Source organism: Kocuria sp. WN036 (genome assembly GCF_002287015.1).
GTDB lineage: Bacteria > Actinomycetota > Actinomycetes > Actinomycetales > Micrococcaceae > Kocuria > Kocuria rosea.
The window spans coordinates 97,331-114,854 of sequence record NZ_NSKF01000006.1; the positions used below are offsets into that span (position 1 = coordinate 97,331).

Below are 17,524 nucleotides of genomic sequence, written 5' to 3' on the forward strand. Positions count from 1 at the left end.
GCCGCCCGGGACCGCGTCCCGGGCACCGCGGTCGAGTTTATCAACTCGCGGGGGCCACACCGGCTCCTCAGATCACGGCGCTCTGCACCGGGGGCTGGTAGCGGCCGCGGAAGAGCCGCCGGGTCGCCGGGTCGATGAACCACAGGTACACGCCGTAGGAGAGGGCGACGACCGCCGCGATCAGCCGGCCGGAGCTGAGGTCGAGGTCCAGGTACGGGAAGACGTCCAGCTGGTCGGAGACCGCGTAGATCATGAAGAAGACGGTGAGGAAGAACAGGATGTCGACCTGCCAGTCGCTGCGGATGCCCGTGACCGCGAACAGCGGGATGAGCCACACCACGTACCAGGCCTGGATCATCGGGGAGAACAGCACGATCGCGGCGAACGCCCAGGTCAGCCGGCGGATGATCCGCTCGTCCCGGCCCACGAACATCAGCCAGAGGATGACGGGCACCGCGAGGGCCTGGCCCGCCGTGTGGACCACCTCCCGCCACTGGCCCGCGTCGGCGCCCACGGCCGCGGCCAGGGTGGTGGCGAGCACGCCGGCGAGACCCACCGGGGCGTACCAGATGGACACGGAGCCGGGGGTGGACATGGCGGAGACCCAGCCGAAGCCGAAGCCGTTGAGCAGACCCATCAGCCCGAGCAGGGCGACCGCGTAGACGAGGACCAGGAACCAGATGACGAAGCGGCGGGTCCACGACGCGTTCCGGCCCGCCCACAGCAGGCCGATGAAGGGCAGGAAGACGAGGGTGATGGGCTTGATCGCCACGGACAGCGTGACGAGCGTGGTCCCGAGCAGACCGCCCTTCCAGTTGCGGTGCACCGCGGCGGCGTAGGTGCCGCCGAGGGCGAGGGCGATCATGATGGCGTCGTTGTGCACGGAGACGATGAAGTTCGTGAGGAACAGGGGGTTCGCCACGCTGAGCCACAGGGCCCGGGCCGGGTTGATGCCGTGCAGCCGCGCGAGCCGCGGGACCAGCCACATGCAGGCGATCACGGCGAGCACGCACATCCCCCGGAACCAGAGCACCCCGGCGTCCGGGTCCGCGCCGGTGACGGCCACCACGAACTGCTCGAGCCACAGGAAGAGCGGCCCGTAGGGCGGCGGGGACTCCGACCACATCTGGTCGGCCCCGAGCTGGAAGAAGTTGTCGATCGTGGAGACGCCGTGCTCGTAGGGGTTCAGCCCGCTGGCCATCACCCGGCCCTGGCCGATGTAGGAGTACACGTCCCGGCTGAACAGGGGGATCGTCACGAGCATGGGGGCGGCCCACGCCGCGATGGCGATGAGCACCCACCGGCCGCTGCCGGGTCCCCACGTGTTGAGCTTCTGCCCCAGGCGCAGCCACTCACGGATCAGGAGCATCCCGCCCACGGCGAGCAGGAGGATGGAGACGATCACCCCGGTAGTCGTGAAGCGCATGCCGATGATGACCGGCGCCTGCCGCAGCGGGGAGACGGAGGCGAGCCAGCCGACGCCCAGGGAGCCGACCAGGAGCATGAGCGACCCGAGCGTGCCCATGAGCACCGTCCGCAGGAGGGAGTCGGAGTCGTACCACGAGCTCCCGGGATCCGCCGGCGGCCGGACGCCGTCGGGTCCCTCGCCCGGCGCCGGCGTCGTCGAAGTGGTCTGCACTGCTCTCCCGATGCGCCCGTCCGGTGGCTGCGGGCGCCCCGGCTGGGCGCAGCACGGACCCGTGGTCGCCCCGATCCTATCCCCGGCTCCTCGGGGAGTCCCCGACCGGTCCCGGCGGCGACCGGCGGCGTCGGGGCGGCACGGTAGATTGTCCGGGTGGCTAATTCGAACGGACGCATTGTGTGGATCGACTGCGAGATGACGGGGCTGTCCATCGAGGACGACGCCCTGATCGAGGTCGCGGCGCTCGTCACCGACGACGAGCTCAACGTCCTCGGGGAGGGCGTCGACGTCGTGATCCGCCCGGACGAGGCGGCGCTGGCGCAGATGGGGGACTTCGTGCGGAACATGCACACCTCCTCCAAGCTGCTCGACGAGCTCCCCTCCGGTCTGACGATGGAGCAGGCGCAGGAGCAGGTCCTCGCCTACATCAAGGAGTGGGTGCCCGAGCCCGGCAAGGCCCCGCTGGGCGGGAACTCGGTGGGCACGGACCGCACGTTCCTGGTGCGCGACATGCCGGAGCTCGTGGCGCACCTGCACTACCGCGTGATCGACGTCTCCACCATCAAGGAGCTCTCCCGCCGGTGGTTCCCGCGCGCCTACTTCCAGGCCCCGCCGAAGACCGGCAACCACCGGGCCCTGGGCGACATCCGGGACTCGATCGACGAGCTGCGGTACTACCGCCGCGCCGTGTTCGCCGCCGAGCCGGGGCCGGACTCGGTGACCGCGAAGGGCATCGCCGCGGAGATCGCCGCGTCCCGCACGGGCGCCTGAGTCCCCCGTCCGGCGCCGGGACCCCGGCCCGGACGGGCGGGGGTCCCGGCGTGGTCCGGAGCCCTCCGGGAATGCGGTACACTCGTATGCGTTGCCCAGCGGAAGCAGGTCTTCCGGCGGGCGTTCATGGTGGGCGTAGCTCAGTTCGGCAGAGCGCCTGGTTGTGGTCCAGGAGGTCGCGGGTTCAACCCCCGTCGCTCACCCACTGTGAAAGGCCGTCCCGTTGACTCGGGGCGGCCTTTCGTCGTTCCCGAACCGGTTCGAAGGGGCGCAGGCCCCGGCAAGTCGAAGGAAGTGCGTCATGGCCGTCCGTCCCGTGGTGATCACCGGCGATCCCGTCCTCCACCGCCCCGCCGCCAAGGTGGCGCAGTTCGACGAGGACCTGCACGCCCTCGTGGCGGACATGTACGAGACCATGGACGCCGCCCACGGCGTGGGGCTCGCCGCCCCGCAGATCGGCGTGGGGCTGCGGATCTTCACCTACACGTTCCAGAACGACGACGACGTGGCGCCGCGCGGCGTCCTCGTCAACCCCGTGCTGACGCCGGGGAAGATATCCCAGGAGGCGCCGGACCCGGACGAGGAGTCCGAGGGCTGCCTGTCCGTGCCCGGCTACAGCTGGCCGCTGAAGCGGGCGGACTGGGTCCGGGTCGCCGGCTTCGACGTGGAGGGCCGTCCGGTCGACTTCGAGGCCACCGGGTGGTTCGCCCGCGTCATGCAGCACGAGTACGACCACCTGGACGGCAAGCTCTACGTGGACCGGCTCAACGACAAGTGGTCCCGCAAGGCCCGGAAGGCGGTCAAGGCCGAGGGCTGGGGCCGCGGCGGCCACACCTGGACCCCTGGCGTCGACGAGGACCCGTTCGGCCACTGATCCGTCCGCGCACCGGCCCCGGCGCGCCCGCTCAGTCCTCCGTCAGCACGACGACGAGCTCGCCCGCCGACCGGGCCGTGGGCTCCGTCAGCTCGGCCCGCCAGCGCTCCTGCGCCGCCGAGAGCAGGTCCAGCGGCGTCTCCAGGCGTTCGCCGGCGGCGGCGCGCTCGACGAGGTGCCGGGCCAGCAGGCCGCGGGTGTGCTTGGCCATGTGCGAGACGACCTGGCGCCTCCCGTTCCGCTCCCGCACCGCTTTCACCCCCACCGTCCGGGCCCGGGGACCGCGCCACGCCGCCGCGTAGGCGGCCGACCGGCAGTCCACGACGAGCCCGTCCCCGGCCGCCGGCTCCAGCACCGCGGGCAGGTGGTGCTTCCAGTGCGCCGCGAGCCTGCCGAGCCCCGGCAGCTCGGCACCCATGGACAGGCGGTAGGCCGGGATCCGGTCGTCGGGGCGCACCGCGCCCCACAGCGCCGAGACGACGACGAGGGAGGCCGCCGCGGCGGTCCGCTGCGCCCCGGTCATCCCGGCCGGGTCGAGGGCGTCGTAGAGCACCCCGGTGTAGACGCTCAGGGCCGGTGCGGCCGGCTCGGCGCCCAGCCGGGTGTTGCGCTCGACCTCGCCGCGCAGCCGCTCCCCCACGCCCAGCACCTCGAGCGCGTCCTCGCGGGCGCTCGTCGCGGCAAGCTCGGCGAGCACCTGCTCCCGGGCGGCCGTGAGCTCGGGGAAGGACAGGACGGCGGGGTCCACGGGGGCGCCGGCGCCGGGGGCGGTCTTGGTCTCGGAGGGCGGGAGGAGGATCAGCACTCGCAGCAGTCTAGTGACCCCGCGGGCCGGTCCGGGCGCCCCGGACCGGCGGGTAGGATGGGCCTCGGACAGGTCGGCCGGGTGACCGCGGGCCGCGCAGCTCCGGCTGTCGCGGCGCGAGGAAAGTCCGGGCTCCGCAGAGCAGGATGGTGGGCAACGCCCACTCGGGGAGACCCGCAGGAAAGTGCCACAGAGAACAGACCGCCCGTCCCCGGTCCGTCCGGGCGGCGGGTCAGGGTGAAAAGGTGGTGTAAGAGACCACCAGCGCGCCGGGTGACCGGCGCGGCTCGGTAAACCCCATCCGGAGCAAGGCCAGACAGGGTGCGCCCGAGGGCTGCTCGCCCGAGCACCCGGGTAGGCCGCTCGAGCCCACCGGCAACGGTGGGCCTAGATGGATGGTCACCGGCACGGCACGGGCGACCGGCCGTGCGCACAGAACCCGGCTTACAGGCCGGCCTGTCCCCCGCCCCCGCACCGCGCGCTCCGGGCTCGAGCGGCACCGTGAAACCTCAGGAGCGGACGAGCAGAACCCCGCACTCGGGGCACGTGAGCACCTCGTCCGGGGCCGCAGCCCGGAACGTCGCGGCGTCCGTGGGGCTGAGCGCCGTGCCGCAGGACCCGCACGCGGTGCCCCGCAGCTCCGCGGCCGCCGGACGGTCGGTGCCGCGCCCGGTCCGGATCTTCTCGTACCGTGCGAGCAGCCCGGGGTGCCCCACGCCCTCCGCGGCGGCGGGGCGCGTGCGGGCCAGCTCGTCCCGCTCGGCCGTCAGGGCGCGGCCCTCCGCGTCCCGGGCCTCGACCCGGCGCCGGGCCTCCGTGTCGGCCTCCTTGAGCCGCGGCGTGATCCGGGCCCGGTGCGCCACGGCGTCCTCGAGCTCCTGCATGACCTCCAGCTCCGCCTCCTCCGCCTCTGCCAGCTGCCGGGTGCGGGTGTCGATCTCGTGCTGCAGGCCCATGAGGTCCTTGGCGGAGCCGCCCTGCTCGAGGCGCCGGCGGTCCTTCTCGATCGAGGCCTGGACACGGGCGACCTTCTGCTCGGCGGCGGCCAGCCGGTCCCGGACGTCCTGCTCGGCGGCCCCGAGCTCCTTGGCGGTGGCGATCGCCCGGGCCCGGAGCTGCAGCGCGGCGGCGACCTCGGGGTCGGTCTGCAGCTCCGCGATCCGGGCGGCGATCCGGCGCAGCCGGGCGTCCACCCGCTCGAGCTCCAGCAGGGCTCGTTGCTGCTCGGGCGTGGCGGTGCTCATGCGGGTCCTCCTGCGGTCGGTGCGGCGGGGTCGGGGGCGGAACGGTCGTGGCCGGACCGGACGGGGTCGGACCCGTCGTGGCCGGGGTGGTCGAGGCGGAAGTCCCACGGGTCGGAGCACCGCTCGGAGACGTCGACCTGGACGTCGTGGCCGCGCGCCGCGAGCGCCTCCCGCAGCGCGGCGGCGCCCACGGGCAGCCACAGCCACTCGCTCGCGAAGTGGGAGAGGTCCACGAGGTACGGGGTGCCGCCGGCGCCGGGGCCCAGTGCGGCCTCGCGCGCCTCGGACGCCGGGTGGTGGCGCAGGTCCGCGGTCACGTAGACGTCGGCCCCGGAGGACCGCACCGCGTCGAAGAGCGAGTCCCCGGCTCCCCCGCACACGGCGACACGCCGGACGAGGGCGTCGGGGTCCCCGGCCACCCGGACCCCGTGGGCGGTGGGCGGCACGGCGTCGGCGAGGCGCCGGGCCAGCTCCCGCAGGCGCACGGGCCGCGCCAGGTCCCCCACGCGCCCGATGCCCACGGCCGGGTCGGCGGGGTGCGGCGCGAGGGGCGTCGTCGTCGTGAGTCCGGCGGCCCGTGCCACGGCGTCCGAGACGCCGTCCGGGGCGGAGTCCGCGTTGGTGTGGCAGGCGAGCAGGGCGCACCGGTGCTCGATGAGCTCGTGCACCACGGCGCCCTTGAAGCCGTCGGCGGCCACGGACGTCACGCCACGCAGGAGCAGGGGGTGGTGGGTGACCAGCAGGTCGGCGCCGGTGGACACGGCCTCGGCGACGACCCCGGCCACGGGGTCCACGGCGAACAGGATCCGGCGCACGGGCTGGTCGGGGCGGCCGGTGACGAGCCCGCTGGCGTCCCAGGGCTCCTGCAGGTGCATCGGCCACAGCTGCTCGACGGTCTCGAGCACCTCCGACAGGGTGGGGGCGGGCCGGGGCGGGGACGTGCTCTGCTCGCTCATGCGCCCCAGTCTAGGAGCCCGTTCCGCGCCGGCCGCCGAGGCGGGCGCGGAGGCGCCCGGGGCGGGTGCGGGAATGATGCGGGCCGTGCGGTGTTGTACGGGTCATGGCCTACTCCGCGCACGACGACGACGCACGCCCCGCCCCCGATCCCCGCCCCGACGCGGCGGAGCCCGCCGCGACCGAGACGTTCGTGCTCGCGGGCGGGTGCTTCTGGTGCCTCGACGCGGTCTACCGGATCACCCGGGGCGTCACCTCCGTGGTCTCCGGCTACACCGGCGGCGACCCCGGGCGCGCCGACTACTACGCGGTGTGCACGGGCACGACCGGCCACGCGGAGGCGGTCGCCGTGACCTTCGACCCGTCGGTGGTGCCGGCGGACGTGATCCTGGACCTGTTCTTCACCGGTCACGACCCGACCACCCTCAACCGGCAGGGCTACGACGTGGGCACCCAGTACCGGTCCGCCATGTTCTGGGCCGACGAGGCCCAGCGGGACCTGTTCGAGCAGTCGATCCGCCGCACGCAGCCGGCGTGGGACCAGCCGATCGTCACGACGCTGGAGCCGCTGGGCCCGTTCTGGGAGGCGGAGCCCGAGCACCAGGACTTCTACGCCGCGCAGCCCTGGAACGGCTACTGCCAGGTGATCATCAACCCCAAGCTGGCGAAGGTCCGGAAACGTTACTCCGCGTGGCTTACCGCGTAGTAGCGCTTGCGGGGCCTGGCTAGGCTGAGCTAGGACCGCGCCGCCGCGGGCCCCCCAGAGCGCCGGCGGCCGCAGCACGACCCGAGCAGCACCCAGATCCGACAGAGAACCGACCACGCAGAAACCGAGGTACGCACATGCCGAAGATCTACAACGACGTCACCGAGATCGTGGGCCGCACCCCGCTCGTCCACCTCAACCGGCTCGACGAGGGCCTGCCCGGCAACGTCGCCGTGAAGCTGGAGTTCTACAACCCGGCGAACTCCGTCAAGGACCGGATCGGCGTGGCCATCATCGACGCCGCCGAGAAGTCCGGCCAGCTGAAGCCGGGCGGCACGATCGTCGAGGGCACCTCCGGGAACACCGGCATCGCGCTGGCCATGGTCGGCGCCGCCCGCGGCTACAAGGTCATCCTGACCATGCCGGAGACCATGTCCACGGAGCGTCGGGTCATGCTCCGCGCCTACGGCGCCCAGATCGTGCTCACCCCGGGTGCGGAGGGCATGCGCGGCGCCGTCGACAAGGCCCAGGAGATCGTCGACACGACCGACAACGCGGTCCTCGCCAGCCAGTTCGCCAACGAGGCCAACCCGGCCATCCACTACGCGACCACGGGCCCGGAGATCTGGGAGGACACCGACGGCCAGGTCGACGTGTTCATCTCCGGAGTGGGCACCGGCGGCACCATCACGGGCGCGGGCCGCTACCTGCGCGAGCAGAAGCCGGACGTGCGCCTCGTCGTCGTCGAGCCCGCCGACTCCCCCCTGCTCACCGAGGGCAAGGCCGGTCCGCACAAGATCCAGGGCCTCGGCGCGAACTTCATCCCCGACATCCTGGACCGCGAGATCTACGACGACGTCTACGACGTGACGGTCGAGGACTCCGTGCGGGTCGCCCGCGAGCTCGGCACCAAGGAGGGCATCCTCGGCGGGATCTCCTCGGGCGCCATCGTGTGGGCCGCCCTCCAGGAGGCGGCCAAGGAGGAGAACCGGGACAAGCTGATCGTCGCCATCGTGTGCGACTTCGGCGAGCGCTACATCTCCACCCTGCTCTACGAGGACATCCGGGGCTGAGCCGCGCCGCGGACCACGACCCGTCCCCGCCGGGAATAGCGCCGCCTGCCGGTGACGTTACTCCCGGTGGTGGGCGGGTCGTTCCCGTCCGCGCCCCAGCACGTCCCGCCGGTCCCGGCGGGCCAGGACCCCCGCCCCCGGAAGAACAGAGGAAGACCGTGAGTTTTTGGAGCAGACTCGCCGAGGACCTGCAGACGGCCCGGACGCACGACCCGGCCGCGCGGTCCAGGGTGGAGATCGCCCTCAACTACTCGGGTCTGCACGCCATCTGGGTCCACCGCCTGTCCCACCGGCTGTGGCAGCACCCCGACCGGCGGCTGCTGGCCCGCACGGTCTCCCAGCTCGGCCGCTTCCTCACGGGCGTCGAGATCCACCCGGGGGCGACCATCGGGCGCCGCTTCTTCATCGACCACGGCATGGGCGTGGTCATCGGGGAGACCGCGGAGATCGGCGAGGACGTGATGATCTACCACGGGGTGACCCTGGGCGGGCGCTCCCTGGAGAAGGTCAAGCGGCACCCCACCGTGGGCGACCGCGTGGTGATCGGCGCCGGGGCGAAGATCCTGGGCCCCGTGGAGATCGGCGCCGACTCCGCCGTGGGCGCCAACGCCGTGGTGGTCAAGGACGTGCCGGAGGACTCGATCGTGACCGGGATCCCCGGCAAGGTCCGCCCGCGCACCCCCGAGAAGCAGCAGCCCCTCGTGGACCCCTCCAGCTACATCGACCCCGCGATGTGGATCTGACCCTGCCCCGCTGCGACGCCGGCCGGCCGCCCCCGGGACGGGGACGGCCGGCCGGCGTCGTCGTGCGGGGTCCGGGTCAGGAGACGACCTCGGAGCGGTCCCCGCTCCACAGGGTGTGGTAGACACCCTCGGCGTCGTCGGTGCGCCGGTAGGTGTGGGCGCCGAAGAAGTCCCGCAGCCCCTGCGTCAGGGCCGCGTTGAGCCGGGGCCGGCGCAGCGAGTCGTAGTAGTTCAGCGTGGTGGCGAACACCGGCGCGGGGATGCCGCGCTCCACGGCTCGGGCCACGACGCGCCGCCAGGACGGCAGGGCCTCCTCGACGGCGGCGACGAACTCCGGGGCGAACAGCAGGTTCAGCGGCTGCTTGTCCCCCTTGTACGCCTCCATGATGACCTCGAGCAGCTCCGCCCGGATGATGCAGCCCTCCCGCCACAGGCCGGCGATGGTCGCGAGGTCCAGGTCCCAGCCGTACTCCCGGCCGGCCATGGTGAGCATGTCGAGTCCCTGGGCGTAGCTGACCAGCTTCGAGGCGTAGAGGGCCTTGCGCACGTCCTCCACGAACTCGGGGTCGTGCACGACGTCCTCGGTGGTGCCGCCGATGCCGGCGGGCAGCACGCGCTGCGCCTCGAGGCGCATCTCCGGCTCGGCGGAGGACAGCGCCCGGGCGAAGACGGACTCGGCGATCGCGGTGACCGGGGAGCCGAGCTCGAGGGCCTCCTGGACGGTCCAGCGGCCGGTGCCCTTCTGCCCCGCGGCGTCCACGATCACGTCGATGAGGGGCCGGTCGGTGCGGGCGTCGACCTGGCGCAGCACGTGCGCGGTGATCTCGATGAGGTAGGAGGCCAGCTCGGTGCGGTTCCACTGCTCGAAGACGTCGGCCTGCTCGGCCGGCTCGAGCCCGGCGACGGAGCGCAGCAGCTCGTGCGCCTCGCCGATGACCTGCATGTCGGCGTACTCGATGCCGTTGTGCACCATCTTCACGAAGTGGCCGGCGCCGTCCGTGTCGATCCAGGCGCAGCACGGCGTGCCGTCCTCCGCCTTGGCGGCGATGTCCTCGAGGAGGGGGCCGAGGGAGTCGTAGGACTTGCGGGGTCCGCCGGGCATGATGGAGGGCCCGAGCAGGGCGCCCTCCTCACCGCCCGAGACGCCGATGCCCACAAAGTCCAGGCCCTTCTCGGCGAGCTCGCGCTCGCGGCGCCGGGTGTCCTGGAAGTAGGAGTTGCCGCCGTCGATGATGATGTCGTCCTTCTCGAGCAGCGGCACGAGCTGCTCGATGACGGCGTCCACGGGGGCGCCGGCCTTGACCATCACGAGGATGCGGCGGGGGGTCTCGAGGGCGTCCACGAGTTCCTGGAGGGTCTCCGTGCGGAGGAACGTCCCCTCGTCGCCGTGGGCGTCGAGCAGGGCGTCGGTCTTCTCGACGGAGCGGTTGTGGAGGGCGACGGTGTAACCGTGCCGGGCGAAGTTGCGGGCGAGGTTCGCGCCCATGACCGCGAGGCCGGTGACCCCGATCTGAGCTTTCTGTTCTGCTGCCATGCCCCCAGCCTACAAACTCCGGGAGGGCGCTCCGTCCGGTGCGCACTTGTTGCCGCGATCCCCAAGGGAAGGAGGGCCTGGGAGGGCCGACGGCGACATCCGGAAAACGAGCCCCGTCACAATCTCCGTTCGCCCCCGGAGGCTCCTACATTTACATTAGTGCTGGAACACGACGAGCCGGGGGGCCGGGATGGACGCGTGGAAGAGCGCACTGACGGTGGCCGTGGCCGGTGCCGCACTGTGGTCGGGCGCCGGGCTCGCACCTGCGGCGGCCGCCGAGGGCAGTGTCGACCTGGTCCTCGGCACCAAAGTGGTGCTCGATGAGGCGACGATCGCCCAGGTCACCGAGGGGGCGTCGCGGCTGTGCGGGGGCACGGCCTCCAGCTACGCGGCGCGGGCCCGGAAGGCCGATCGCACAGGCAGCATCGTGGTCCTGTGCACCCGGCCCGGGAACAAACAGGTTTACTTCCGCTGACCGCGCTCCGCGCCGGCTCCCGCGGGCGGTGCCGACCAGCTCGTGGTGGGTCCTACCGGGATCGAACCGATGACATCCACGGTGTAAACGTGGCGCTCTACCAGCTGAGCTAAAGACCCTGACAACCGGGTGGGCGGTTTTCGCAACCGCCGGCACCCGGTTCCCGAACAGGCTACCCGCCGGGGCGCACCGGTGCCGACCGGGTGCGGGCTGCGCCCGGCGTGACGTTCGACATATTCGATGTCCGCCCTACGGCCGGGCGAGTCGCTGCTCGAGCCCCACCAGGAAGGCGGTCGCGGACGCGTCGACCTTCAGCCGCGCCGCGGCGTCCCCCCGGGTGCGCCCGTGGTTGACGATCACCACCGGCACGTCGGCGCGCACCGCGTGCCGGACGAAGCGGCGCCCCGAGTTCACGGTCAGGGACGAGCCCACGACCAGCAGGGCGTCGGCGGCGTCCACCATGCGCAGCGCGCGCAGCACCCGGTGCCGGGGCGCGTTCTCCCCGAAGAACACGACGTCGGGCTTCAGGACCCCGCCGCAGACCGGGCAGTCCGGCACCCGGAACCCGGCCGTGTGCGGCACCACCGCATCCGCGTCCGGGGCGAAGTCGATGTCGTCCGGGGACGAGATCGAGTCGTAGAAGCCGGGGTTGAGCTCGTCGAACAGGTCGGAGAGCACCGCCCGGGGGATGCGGGTGGCGCAGCGCATGCACCCGACCTGCGTGTAGCGCCCGTGCAGGTCCACGACGTTGAGGGACCCCGCGGCCTGGTGCAGGCGGTCGATGTTCTGGGTGACCACGCCCGTGACGGACCCCGACTCCTCGAGCCGGGCCAGGGCCGCGTGCCCGGCGTTGGGCCGGGCCCGCGCCAGGTGGCGCCACCCGTACTGGTTGCGCGCCCAGTAGTGGCTGCGCATGGCCGCGCTGCCCATGAACTCGTCGAAGGTCATGGGGGTGCGAGGAGTGGAGCCGGGGCCGCGGTAGTCCGGGATCCCGGACTCCGTGCTGATGCCCGCGCCCGTCAGGACGGCGGTCCGCCGACCGCCCAGCAGCGCGGCCGCCCCGGCCAGGCCCGCCTCGAGCCCGGCGGCGTCGGGGTCCGGGAACTGGTCGGGGTGCACGGGGGCGCCGTAGCCGGCGCGGACGGTGGGCATCGCTGCTCGCTGGGGACCGGGCCGGCCGGGCTCAGCCGTGCAGCTTGGTGAGGGCGGTGCGGTAGGCCTCGAGCTCCCGCGGCGTGCCGCGCTCCGACCGGAAGGCGTCGACGACGACGCCCTGCGCGTCCAACACGAAGGTGGCCCGCTCCGCCAGACCGGCCACCGGGTCGAACACCCCGTAGCGCTGGGCCACCTCCCCGTGGGGCCAGAAGTCGGACAGCAGGTCGAAGTCGAAGGACTCCTCCCGCGCGAACGCCCGCAGCGTGTACTTCGAGTCCACGGACACCGCGAGCAGCTTCACCCCGGCGTCGTCGAACACGGAGAGGCTGTCCTGGAGCCGGCACAGCTCGCCGGTGCAGACCCCGGAGAACGCGAACGGGTAGAACACGATCGCCACGGGGCGGCCGCGGAGGGCGCTCAGGGTCACCGGCTCGCCGAACTGGTTCTTGAGGGTGAAGTCCGGGGCGGGCGCGCCGATCTCGAGCATGCGTGGTCTCCTCCGCTGGGGTCCGGGACGCCCGGTCAGACGTTGCGCTTGGGCATGAGCCGGGTCGCGGCCCAGTCCGCGCTGACGCGGGCGGTCGTCGTCACGTGCAGGCCCGCCGTGGGCGCGGCCTCCTGGACCTCCGCGGGCGGCACGTAGCCGTCGCGGCCCGCCTTGGGGGTCAGCACCCACACCACGCCGCCCTCGTCCAGGGTGGTGGTGACGTCCACCAGCGTGTCGACGAGATCACCGTCACCCTCGCGGAACCAGAGGAGCACCGCGTCGACGACCTCCTGGTCGTCCTCGTCCAGCAGGTCCGACCCGATCACTTCCTCGATGCCGTCCCTCAGGTCGAGGTCGACGTCCTCGTCGTATCCGAACTCCTGGATGTAGTCGCCATCCTTGAAACCGAGCTGGACTACCGCGTCACCCGCGGTGGTCTTGGCCTCGCTCACTGTTCTTGCTCCTTCTGGGATCGGGCCGACGAACGACGACCACGCACTGCGTACCGGTGCTGGGCTCCGCCTGCCCGTCGGCGGACCGCGGGGGCACGGTGGCGGGCCGGATACCGGCTTCACCGTCCAGACAACACCGGATCAGGGACTCTTTCAAGCTCCCGCACGGTGAGCGCCTCCGAATCATGGGGGTGACGCGTGGGCTGGCACGCCGTGTGACGGCCCGCCCCGGGTGTGGAAGCATGGTCCCCACAGACACCCCGTACGCCCGAGGCGGCCCCGGCGGCGCGATCCGCACGACGGGCCCGGTTCCCGGACGTCCGCCCGTTCCGGGTGGCGTTCGGACAGCGGCACGGGCAACGGGTATTTTTGAGACTGTCGGACCTCCCGGCCGCGCCCTCGCGCGCGCACCCGCCCGGGATCCGTCGGGCAACTCGACGAAGAGAGGTTGAACGTGCCTTCATCCAGCAACCACCACATCCTCAGTGGCTTGACCAACAACCTGAAGGACTCCGACACCGAGGAGACCCGGGAGTGGATCGAGTCCTTCGAGGGCCTGATCGAGACGCAGGGCACGGAACGGGCGCAGTACATCATGCGCGCCCTCCTCCAGCACGCCGGTGCGAAGAGCGTGGGCGTGCCGATGGTCACCACCACGGACTACGTGAACTCGATCCCGGTGGACCAGGAGCCGGAGTTCCCGGGCGACGAGGAGATCGAGCGGCGCTACCGTGCGTTCCTGCGCTGGAACGCCGCCGTGATGGTGCACCGGGCCCAGCGCCCGGAGATCGGCGTGGGCGGTCACATCTCCTCCTACGCCGGTGTGGCGACCCTCTACGAGGTGGGCCTCAACCACTTCTTCCGCGGCCCGGAGCACCCCGGCGGCGGCGACCAGGTGTTCTGGCAGGGCCACTCGGCCCCCGGCAACTACGCGCGCGCCTATCTCGAGGGCCGGCTCACCGAGGAGCAGCTGGACGGGTTCCGGCAGGAGAAGACGAAGGCCCCGAACGGGCTGCCCTCCTACCCGCACCCCCGCTCCATGCCCGACTTCTGGCAGTTCCCGACCGTGTCCATGGGCATCGGCCCGATGAACGCGATCTACCAGGCGCAGTTCAACCGCTACCTGCACCACCGCGGGATCAAGGACACCTCCGAGCAGCACGTGTGGGCGTTCCTCGGCGACGGCGAGATGGACGAGCCGGAGTCGCGCGGCCTGCTGCAGCTGGCCGCCAACGACAAGCTCGACAACCTCACGTTCGTCGTCAACTGCAACCTGCAGCGCCTGGACGGGCCGGTGCGCGGCAACGGCAAGATCGTCCAGGAGCTCGAGGCCTTCTTCCGCGGCGCCGGCTGGAACGTGGTCAAGGTGCTGTGGGGCCGCGAGTGGGACGAGCTGCTCGCCAAGGACGAGGACGGCGAGCTCGTCCGGATCATGAACGAGACCCTCGACGGCGACTTCCAGACCTACAAGGCCGAGTCCGGCGGGTTCATCCGCGACCACTTCTTCGGCAAGTCCCCGGCCACCAAGGAGCTCGTCGCGGACATGACCGACGACGAGATCTGGGAGCTCAAGCGCGGCGCCCACGACTACCACAAGGTCTACGCCGCCTACAAGGCCGCGACCGAGCACGAGGGCCAGCCGACCGTGATCCTGGCGCAGGGCGTGAAGGGCTACGGCCTGGGCAGCCACTTCGAGGCGCGCAACGCGACCCACCAGATGAAGAAGCTGACCCTGGAGGACCTCAAGGCCTTCCGCGACCACCTGCGCATCCCCATCTCGGACGAGGAGCTGGAGAGCGACCTCTACGGCGCGCCCTACTACCACCCCGGCAAGGACTCGCCGGAGGTCAAGTACCTGCTGGAGCGCCGCAAGGAGCTCGGCGGCTTCGTCCCCGACCGCCCGCACGAGCAGCAGGAGATCGTGCTGCCCACGGACGCCGCGTACAAGTCCGCGAAGAAGGGCTCCGGCAAGCAGATGGCCGCCACCACCATGGCCTTCGTGCGCATCCTGAAGGACCTCCTGCGGGAGAAGGAGTTCGGCCACCGGATCGTGCCCATCGTCCCCGACGAGGCCCGCACCTTCGGCATGGACTCGTTCTTCCCCACGGCGAAGATCTACAACCCCAACGGGCAGAACTACCTCTCCGTGGACCGCGAGCTGATGCTCGCCTACAAGGAGTCCCCACAGGGCCAGATCCTGCACGCGGGGATCAACGAGGCCGGCTCCGTGGCGGCGTTCACCGCCGCAGGCACCGCCTACGCCACCCACGGCGAGCCCATGGTGCCGGTCTACATCTTCTACTCGATGTTCGGCTTCCAGCGCACCGGCGACTCCTTCTGGGCCGCCGCCGACCAGATGACCCGCGGGTTCATCATCGGGGCCACCGCCGGGCGCACCACGCTCACCGGCGAGGGCCTCCAGCACGCCGACGGCCACTCGCCGCTGCTGGCCGCGACCAACCCGGCGGTCATCCACTACGACCCCGCGTACGGCTACGAGATCGCCCACATCGTCCGGCGCGGCCTCGAGCACATGTACGGCACGGGCGACGAGGACCACAACGTCATGTACTACGTGACGGTCTACAACGAGCCGTACCAGCAGCCGGCCGAGCCGGAGGACGTCGACGTCGAGGGCATCCTCAAGGGCATCTACCTGCTCAAGCCCGCCGAGAACGAGGGGCCCCGGGCGCAGCTGCTCGCCTCCGGCGTGGCCGTGCCGTGGGCGCTCGAGGCGCAGAAGCTGCTCGCCGAGGACTGGGGCGTCTCCGCCGACGTGTGGTCGGTGACCTCGTGGGTCGAGCTGCGCCGCGACGGCCTGGCCGCCGAGAAGGAGGCGTTCCTCAACCCCGGCGACGGGACGCGGACCCCGTTCGTGGCCCAGCAGCTGGCCGGGGCCACGGGCCCGGTCGTGGCCGTCTCGGACTTCAGCGCGGACCTGCCGGACAAGATCCGCCAGTTCGTCCCGAACGAGTTCGCGTCCCTGGGCGCCGACAGCTTCGGCTTCTCGGACACCCGCGCCGGCGCCCGCCGGTTCTTCAAGATCGACTCCCACTCGATGGTGGTCCGCGCCCTGGAGATGCTCGCCAAGCGCGGCGAGGTCGACTGGCGCGCTCCCGGCGAGGCGATCGAGAAGTACTCGCTCAAGGACGTCACCGCCGGCACCTCCGGCAACGCCGGCGGCGACGCCTGAGCCGAGCCCTCCGGTGCACCACGGCGCCCCGCCCACCCGCGTCCGGGTGGGCCCACCCGCGTCCGGGTGGGCGGGGCGCCGTCGTCGTCCCGGGCCCGGGGCGGCGATCCGGTGCTCTAAGCTCGGAGGCATGGCTGGACAGGACGGGAACACCACGACACGCTGGCTGCGCCCCTCGCGCAGACGGTCCACCGACCGGCACCGTCCCGTCGCCCCTCCCCACCCCAGGACGCTCGAGAACCTCAAGGCCAACCTGGGCGCGATCTCCACGGTCGCGACCCGCCGGCTCGAGACGGACCTCGGCTGGTTCGAGGAGCTGCGCGCCGACGAGCGCTCCGAGCTGGGCCTCGTGGCCCAGCGGGGCATCTCCTCGTTCGTGCGCTGGTACGAGGACCCGGAGGAGCCCCTGTGGGTGCTCACCCAGGTCTTCCGGGGCGCCCCCACGGACCTGACCCGCTCCATCTCCCTCCAGCACGCCCTGCAGCTGCTGCGGATCGTCGTGGACGTCGTGGAGGAGAAGGTCCCGGAGCTCGCCAAGCACCACGACGAGGCCGCGCTGCGGGAGGCCGTGCTGCGCTACTCGCGGGAGATCGCCTTCGCCGCCGCGGACGTCTACGCCCGCGCCGCCGAGAACCGCGGGTCGTGGGACGCCCGGCTGGAGTCCCTCGTGGTCGACGGGATCCTCCGGGGGGAGCACTCCGACGCGCTGCGCTCCCGCGTCGCGGCCCTGGGCTGGACCTCGACGGGCCCGGTCACCGTGCTCACGGGCTCCGCGCCCGAGGGCGCCGGCCCGTCCACCGTGGCCCGGCTGCGCAGGCTCGCCGGCCGCCACGCGCAGGACTCCCTCGTCTCCATCCAGGGCGACCGGCTCGTGCTCATCCTCGGAGGGCTGTCCGACCGGGACCTCGCCCTCGAGAAGCTCGCCGCCGCGTTCGGGCCGGGACCGGTGGCCTACGGCCCGGAGTCCCCCACGGTCTTCGCGGCGGGACGCTCCGCCCGACTCGCCCACGCCGCCCTGTCCGTGGCGCCGGCGTGGCCCGCGGCGCCCCGCCCGGTGCACTCCGAGGACCTGTGGCCTGAGCGGGCCATGGCCGGGGACGAGAGCGCGCGCACGGCGATGGTCGAGTCGGTCTACCGCCCGCTGACGCGCTCCGCGACCGGGCTCGTGGAGACCCTGTCCGCCTACGTCTCCGTCGGCCACTCCCTCGAGGCCACCGCCCGGGAGCTGTTCGTGCACGCCAACACGGTGCGCTACCGGCTGCGCCGGATCAGCGACCTCACCGGCTGGGACCCCCTGGTCCCCCGCGACGCGTTCGTGCTGCACTGCGCCCTCGTGGCGGGCCGGCTCGCGGACTCGTGCGCCCCCATCGACACCTCCACCCCCGCCGTGGGACCGGTCTTGTAGCATCCCTACAA

The 17,524-nt window shown here is 72.3% G+C and carries 16 protein-coding genes, 2 tRNA genes and 1 other RNA gene; 10 read left to right on the forward strand and 9 right to left on the reverse strand.

Features of this window, described 5'->3' with window-relative positions:
* Positions 1 to 67 precede the first annotated feature (67 nt).
* Complete coding sequence (mptB, locus tag CK505_RS05950) at positions 68 to 1,639, reverse strand: polyprenol phosphomannose-dependent alpha 1,6 mannosyltransferase MptB (RefSeq protein WP_306460800.1); 1,572 nt, start codon at positions 1,637 to 1,639, stop codon at positions 68 to 70.
* A gap of 156 nt (positions 1,640 to 1,795) precedes the next feature.
* Here mptB and orn point away from each other — a divergent pair, with 156 nt between their 5' ends.
* From orn to def, 3 genes are all read left to right on the forward strand, one after another.
* The gene (orn, locus tag CK505_RS05955; RefSeq protein WP_095650531.1) at positions 1,796 to 2,413 is read left to right on the forward strand and encodes an oligoribonuclease; all 618 of its coding nucleotides are present in this window, start codon (positions 1,796 to 1,798) and stop codon (positions 2,411 to 2,413) included.
* A 129-nt stretch (positions 2,414 to 2,542) separates the two neighbouring features.
* Positions 2,543 to 2,616, forward strand: a tRNA-His gene (locus CK505_RS05960).
* Between the two features lie 98 nt (positions 2,617 to 2,714).
* Positions 2,715 to 3,287 (forward strand): peptide deformylase, encoded by a 573-nt coding sequence (def, locus tag CK505_RS05965; protein WP_035929883.1) that lies wholly within the window; start codon positions 2,715 to 2,717, stop codon positions 3,285 to 3,287.
* A gap of 31 nt (positions 3,288 to 3,318) precedes the next feature.
* Here def and CK505_RS05970 read toward each other — a convergent pair whose 3' ends face one another.
* Positions 3,319 to 4,092 (reverse strand): YaaA family protein, encoded by a 774-nt coding sequence (locus tag CK505_RS05970; RefSeq protein WP_158279215.1) that lies wholly within the window; start codon positions 4,090 to 4,092, stop codon positions 3,319 to 3,321.
* 69 nt (positions 4,093 to 4,161) lie between these two features.
* Here CK505_RS05970 and rnpB point away from each other — a divergent pair.
* An RNA gene (gene rnpB, locus CK505_RS05975) (RNase P RNA component class A) lies at positions 4,162 to 4,555 on the forward strand.
* 46 nt (positions 4,556 to 4,601) lie between these two features.
* Here the strand turns inward: rnpB and CK505_RS05980 are convergent.
* Both CK505_RS05980 and CK505_RS05985 read right to left on the reverse strand, forming a co-directional pair.
* Positions 4,602 to 5,336 carry a zinc ribbon domain-containing protein gene (locus tag CK505_RS05980; protein WP_095650532.1) on the reverse strand — a complete coding sequence of 245 codons (735 nt, stop codon included), beginning with the start codon at positions 5,334 to 5,336 and terminating at the stop codon, positions 4,602 to 4,604.
* Positions 5,333 to 6,292: a Nif3-like dinuclear metal center hexameric protein gene (locus CK505_RS05985; protein ID WP_095650533.1), complete on the reverse strand. Its 960-nt coding sequence runs from the start codon at positions 6,290 to 6,292 to the stop codon at positions 5,333 to 5,335. The genes CK505_RS05980 and CK505_RS05985 overlap by 4 nt, the downstream gene beginning before the upstream one ends.
* A gap of 104 nt (positions 6,293 to 6,396) precedes the next feature.
* Between CK505_RS05985 and msrA the strand changes: the two genes are divergently transcribed.
* The 3 genes from msrA to epsC all read left to right on the forward strand — a co-directional run bounded on the left by msrA (position 6,397) and on the right by epsC (position 8,812).
* Complete coding sequence (gene msrA, locus CK505_RS05990) at positions 6,397 to 6,996, forward strand: peptide-methionine (S)-S-oxide reductase MsrA (protein ID WP_241482908.1); 600 nt, start codon at positions 6,397 to 6,399, stop codon at positions 6,994 to 6,996.
* Positions 6,997 to 7,133: 137 nt separating this feature from the next.
* Positions 7,134 to 8,069 (forward strand): cysteine synthase A, encoded by a 936-nt coding sequence (cysK, locus tag CK505_RS05995; RefSeq protein WP_095650534.1) that lies wholly within the window; start codon positions 7,134 to 7,136, stop codon positions 8,067 to 8,069.
* 158 nt (positions 8,070 to 8,227) lie between these two features.
* A complete protein-coding gene (epsC, locus tag CK505_RS06000) occupies positions 8,228 to 8,812 on the forward strand; it encodes a serine O-acetyltransferase EpsC (RefSeq protein ID WP_017833732.1) in 585 nt (194 codons plus the stop codon).
* Between the two features lie 76 nt (positions 8,813 to 8,888).
* Here the strand turns inward: epsC and gndA are convergent, their stop codons facing one another.
* Positions 8,889 to 10,346, reverse strand: a complete 1,458-nt coding sequence (gene gndA / locus CK505_RS06005) for an NADP-dependent phosphogluconate dehydrogenase (protein ID WP_095650535.1) — start codon at positions 10,344 to 10,346, stop codon at positions 8,889 to 8,891.
* Between the two features lie 190 nt (positions 10,347 to 10,536).
* Between gndA and CK505_RS06010 the strand changes: the two genes are divergently transcribed.
* Complete coding sequence (locus CK505_RS06010) at positions 10,537 to 10,821, forward strand: hypothetical protein (protein ID WP_017833734.1); 285 nt, start codon at positions 10,537 to 10,539, stop codon at positions 10,819 to 10,821.
* 43 nt (positions 10,822 to 10,864) lie between these two features.
* On the opposite strand, the gene CK505_RS06015 is transcribed toward CK505_RS06010, so the two are convergent.
* The 4 genes from CK505_RS06015 to CK505_RS06030 form a co-directional block, all read right to left on the reverse strand.
* Positions 10,865 to 10,940, reverse strand: a tRNA-Val gene (locus tag CK505_RS06015).
* Positions 10,941 to 11,070: 130 nt separating this feature from the next.
* Complete coding sequence (locus CK505_RS06020) at positions 11,071 to 11,973, reverse strand: NAD-dependent protein deacetylase (protein WP_095650536.1); 903 nt, start codon at positions 11,971 to 11,973, stop codon at positions 11,071 to 11,073.
* Between the two features lie 31 nt (positions 11,974 to 12,004).
* A complete protein-coding gene (locus tag CK505_RS06025; protein ID WP_017833736.1) occupies positions 12,005 to 12,463 on the reverse strand; it encodes a peroxiredoxin in 459 nt (152 codons plus the stop codon).
* 35 nt (positions 12,464 to 12,498) lie between these two features.
* Positions 12,499 to 12,915 (reverse strand): DUF3052 domain-containing protein, encoded by a 417-nt coding sequence (locus CK505_RS06030; RefSeq protein ID WP_017833737.1) that lies wholly within the window; start codon positions 12,913 to 12,915, stop codon positions 12,499 to 12,501.
* A 454-nt stretch (positions 12,916 to 13,369) separates the two neighbouring features.
* Between CK505_RS06030 and aceE the strand changes: the two genes are divergently transcribed.
* The gene (gene aceE / locus CK505_RS06035) at positions 13,370 to 16,108 is read left to right on the forward strand and encodes a pyruvate dehydrogenase (acetyl-transferring), homodimeric type (RefSeq protein WP_095650556.1); all 2,739 of its coding nucleotides are present in this window, start codon (positions 13,370 to 13,372) and stop codon (positions 16,106 to 16,108) included.
* Between the two features lie 130 nt (positions 16,109 to 16,238).
* A complete protein-coding gene (locus CK505_RS06040; RefSeq protein WP_095650537.1) occupies positions 16,239 to 17,513 on the forward strand; it encodes a CdaR family transcriptional regulator in 1,275 nt (424 codons plus the stop codon).
* Positions 17,514 to 17,524: the final 11 nt, after the last annotated feature.

Bases quoted from the DNA above. Each gene is read 5' to 3' on its own strand.
- cysK (WP_095650534.1), top strand. From the start codon at position 7,134: ATGCCGAAGATCTACAACGACGTCACCGAGATCGTGGGCCGCACCCCG.
- CK505_RS06020 (WP_095650536.1), bottom strand. From the start codon at position 11,973: ATGCCCACCGTCCGCGCCGGCTACGGCGCCCCCGTGCACCCCGACCAG.
- CK505_RS05980 (WP_095650532.1), bottom strand. From the start codon at position 5,336: ATGAGCACCGCCACGCCCGAGCAGCAACGAGCCCTGCTGGAGCTCGAG.
- CK505_RS05985 (WP_095650533.1), bottom strand. From the start codon at position 6,292: ATGAGCGAGCAGAGCACGTCCCCGCCCCGGCCCGCCCCCACCCTGTCG.
- def (WP_035929883.1), top strand. From the start codon at position 2,715: ATGGCCGTCCGTCCCGTGGTGATCACCGGCGATCCCGTCCTCCACCGC.
- CK505_RS06010 (WP_017833734.1), top strand. From the start codon at position 10,537: ATGGACGCGTGGAAGAGCGCACTGACGGTGGCCGTGGCCGGTGCCGCA.
- CK505_RS06025 (WP_017833736.1), bottom strand. From the start codon at position 12,463: ATGCTCGAGATCGGCGCGCCCGCCCCGGACTTCACCCTCAAGAACCAG.
- CK505_RS06040 (WP_095650537.1), top strand. From the start codon at position 16,239: ATGGCTGGACAGGACGGGAACACCACGACACGCTGGCTGCGCCCCTCG.
- msrA (WP_241482908.1), top strand. From the start codon at position 6,397: ATGGCCTACTCCGCGCACGACGACGACGCACGCCCCGCCCCCGATCCC.
- gndA (WP_095650535.1), bottom strand. From the start codon at position 10,346: ATGGCAGCAGAACAGAAAGCTCAGATCGGGGTCACCGGCCTCGCGGTC.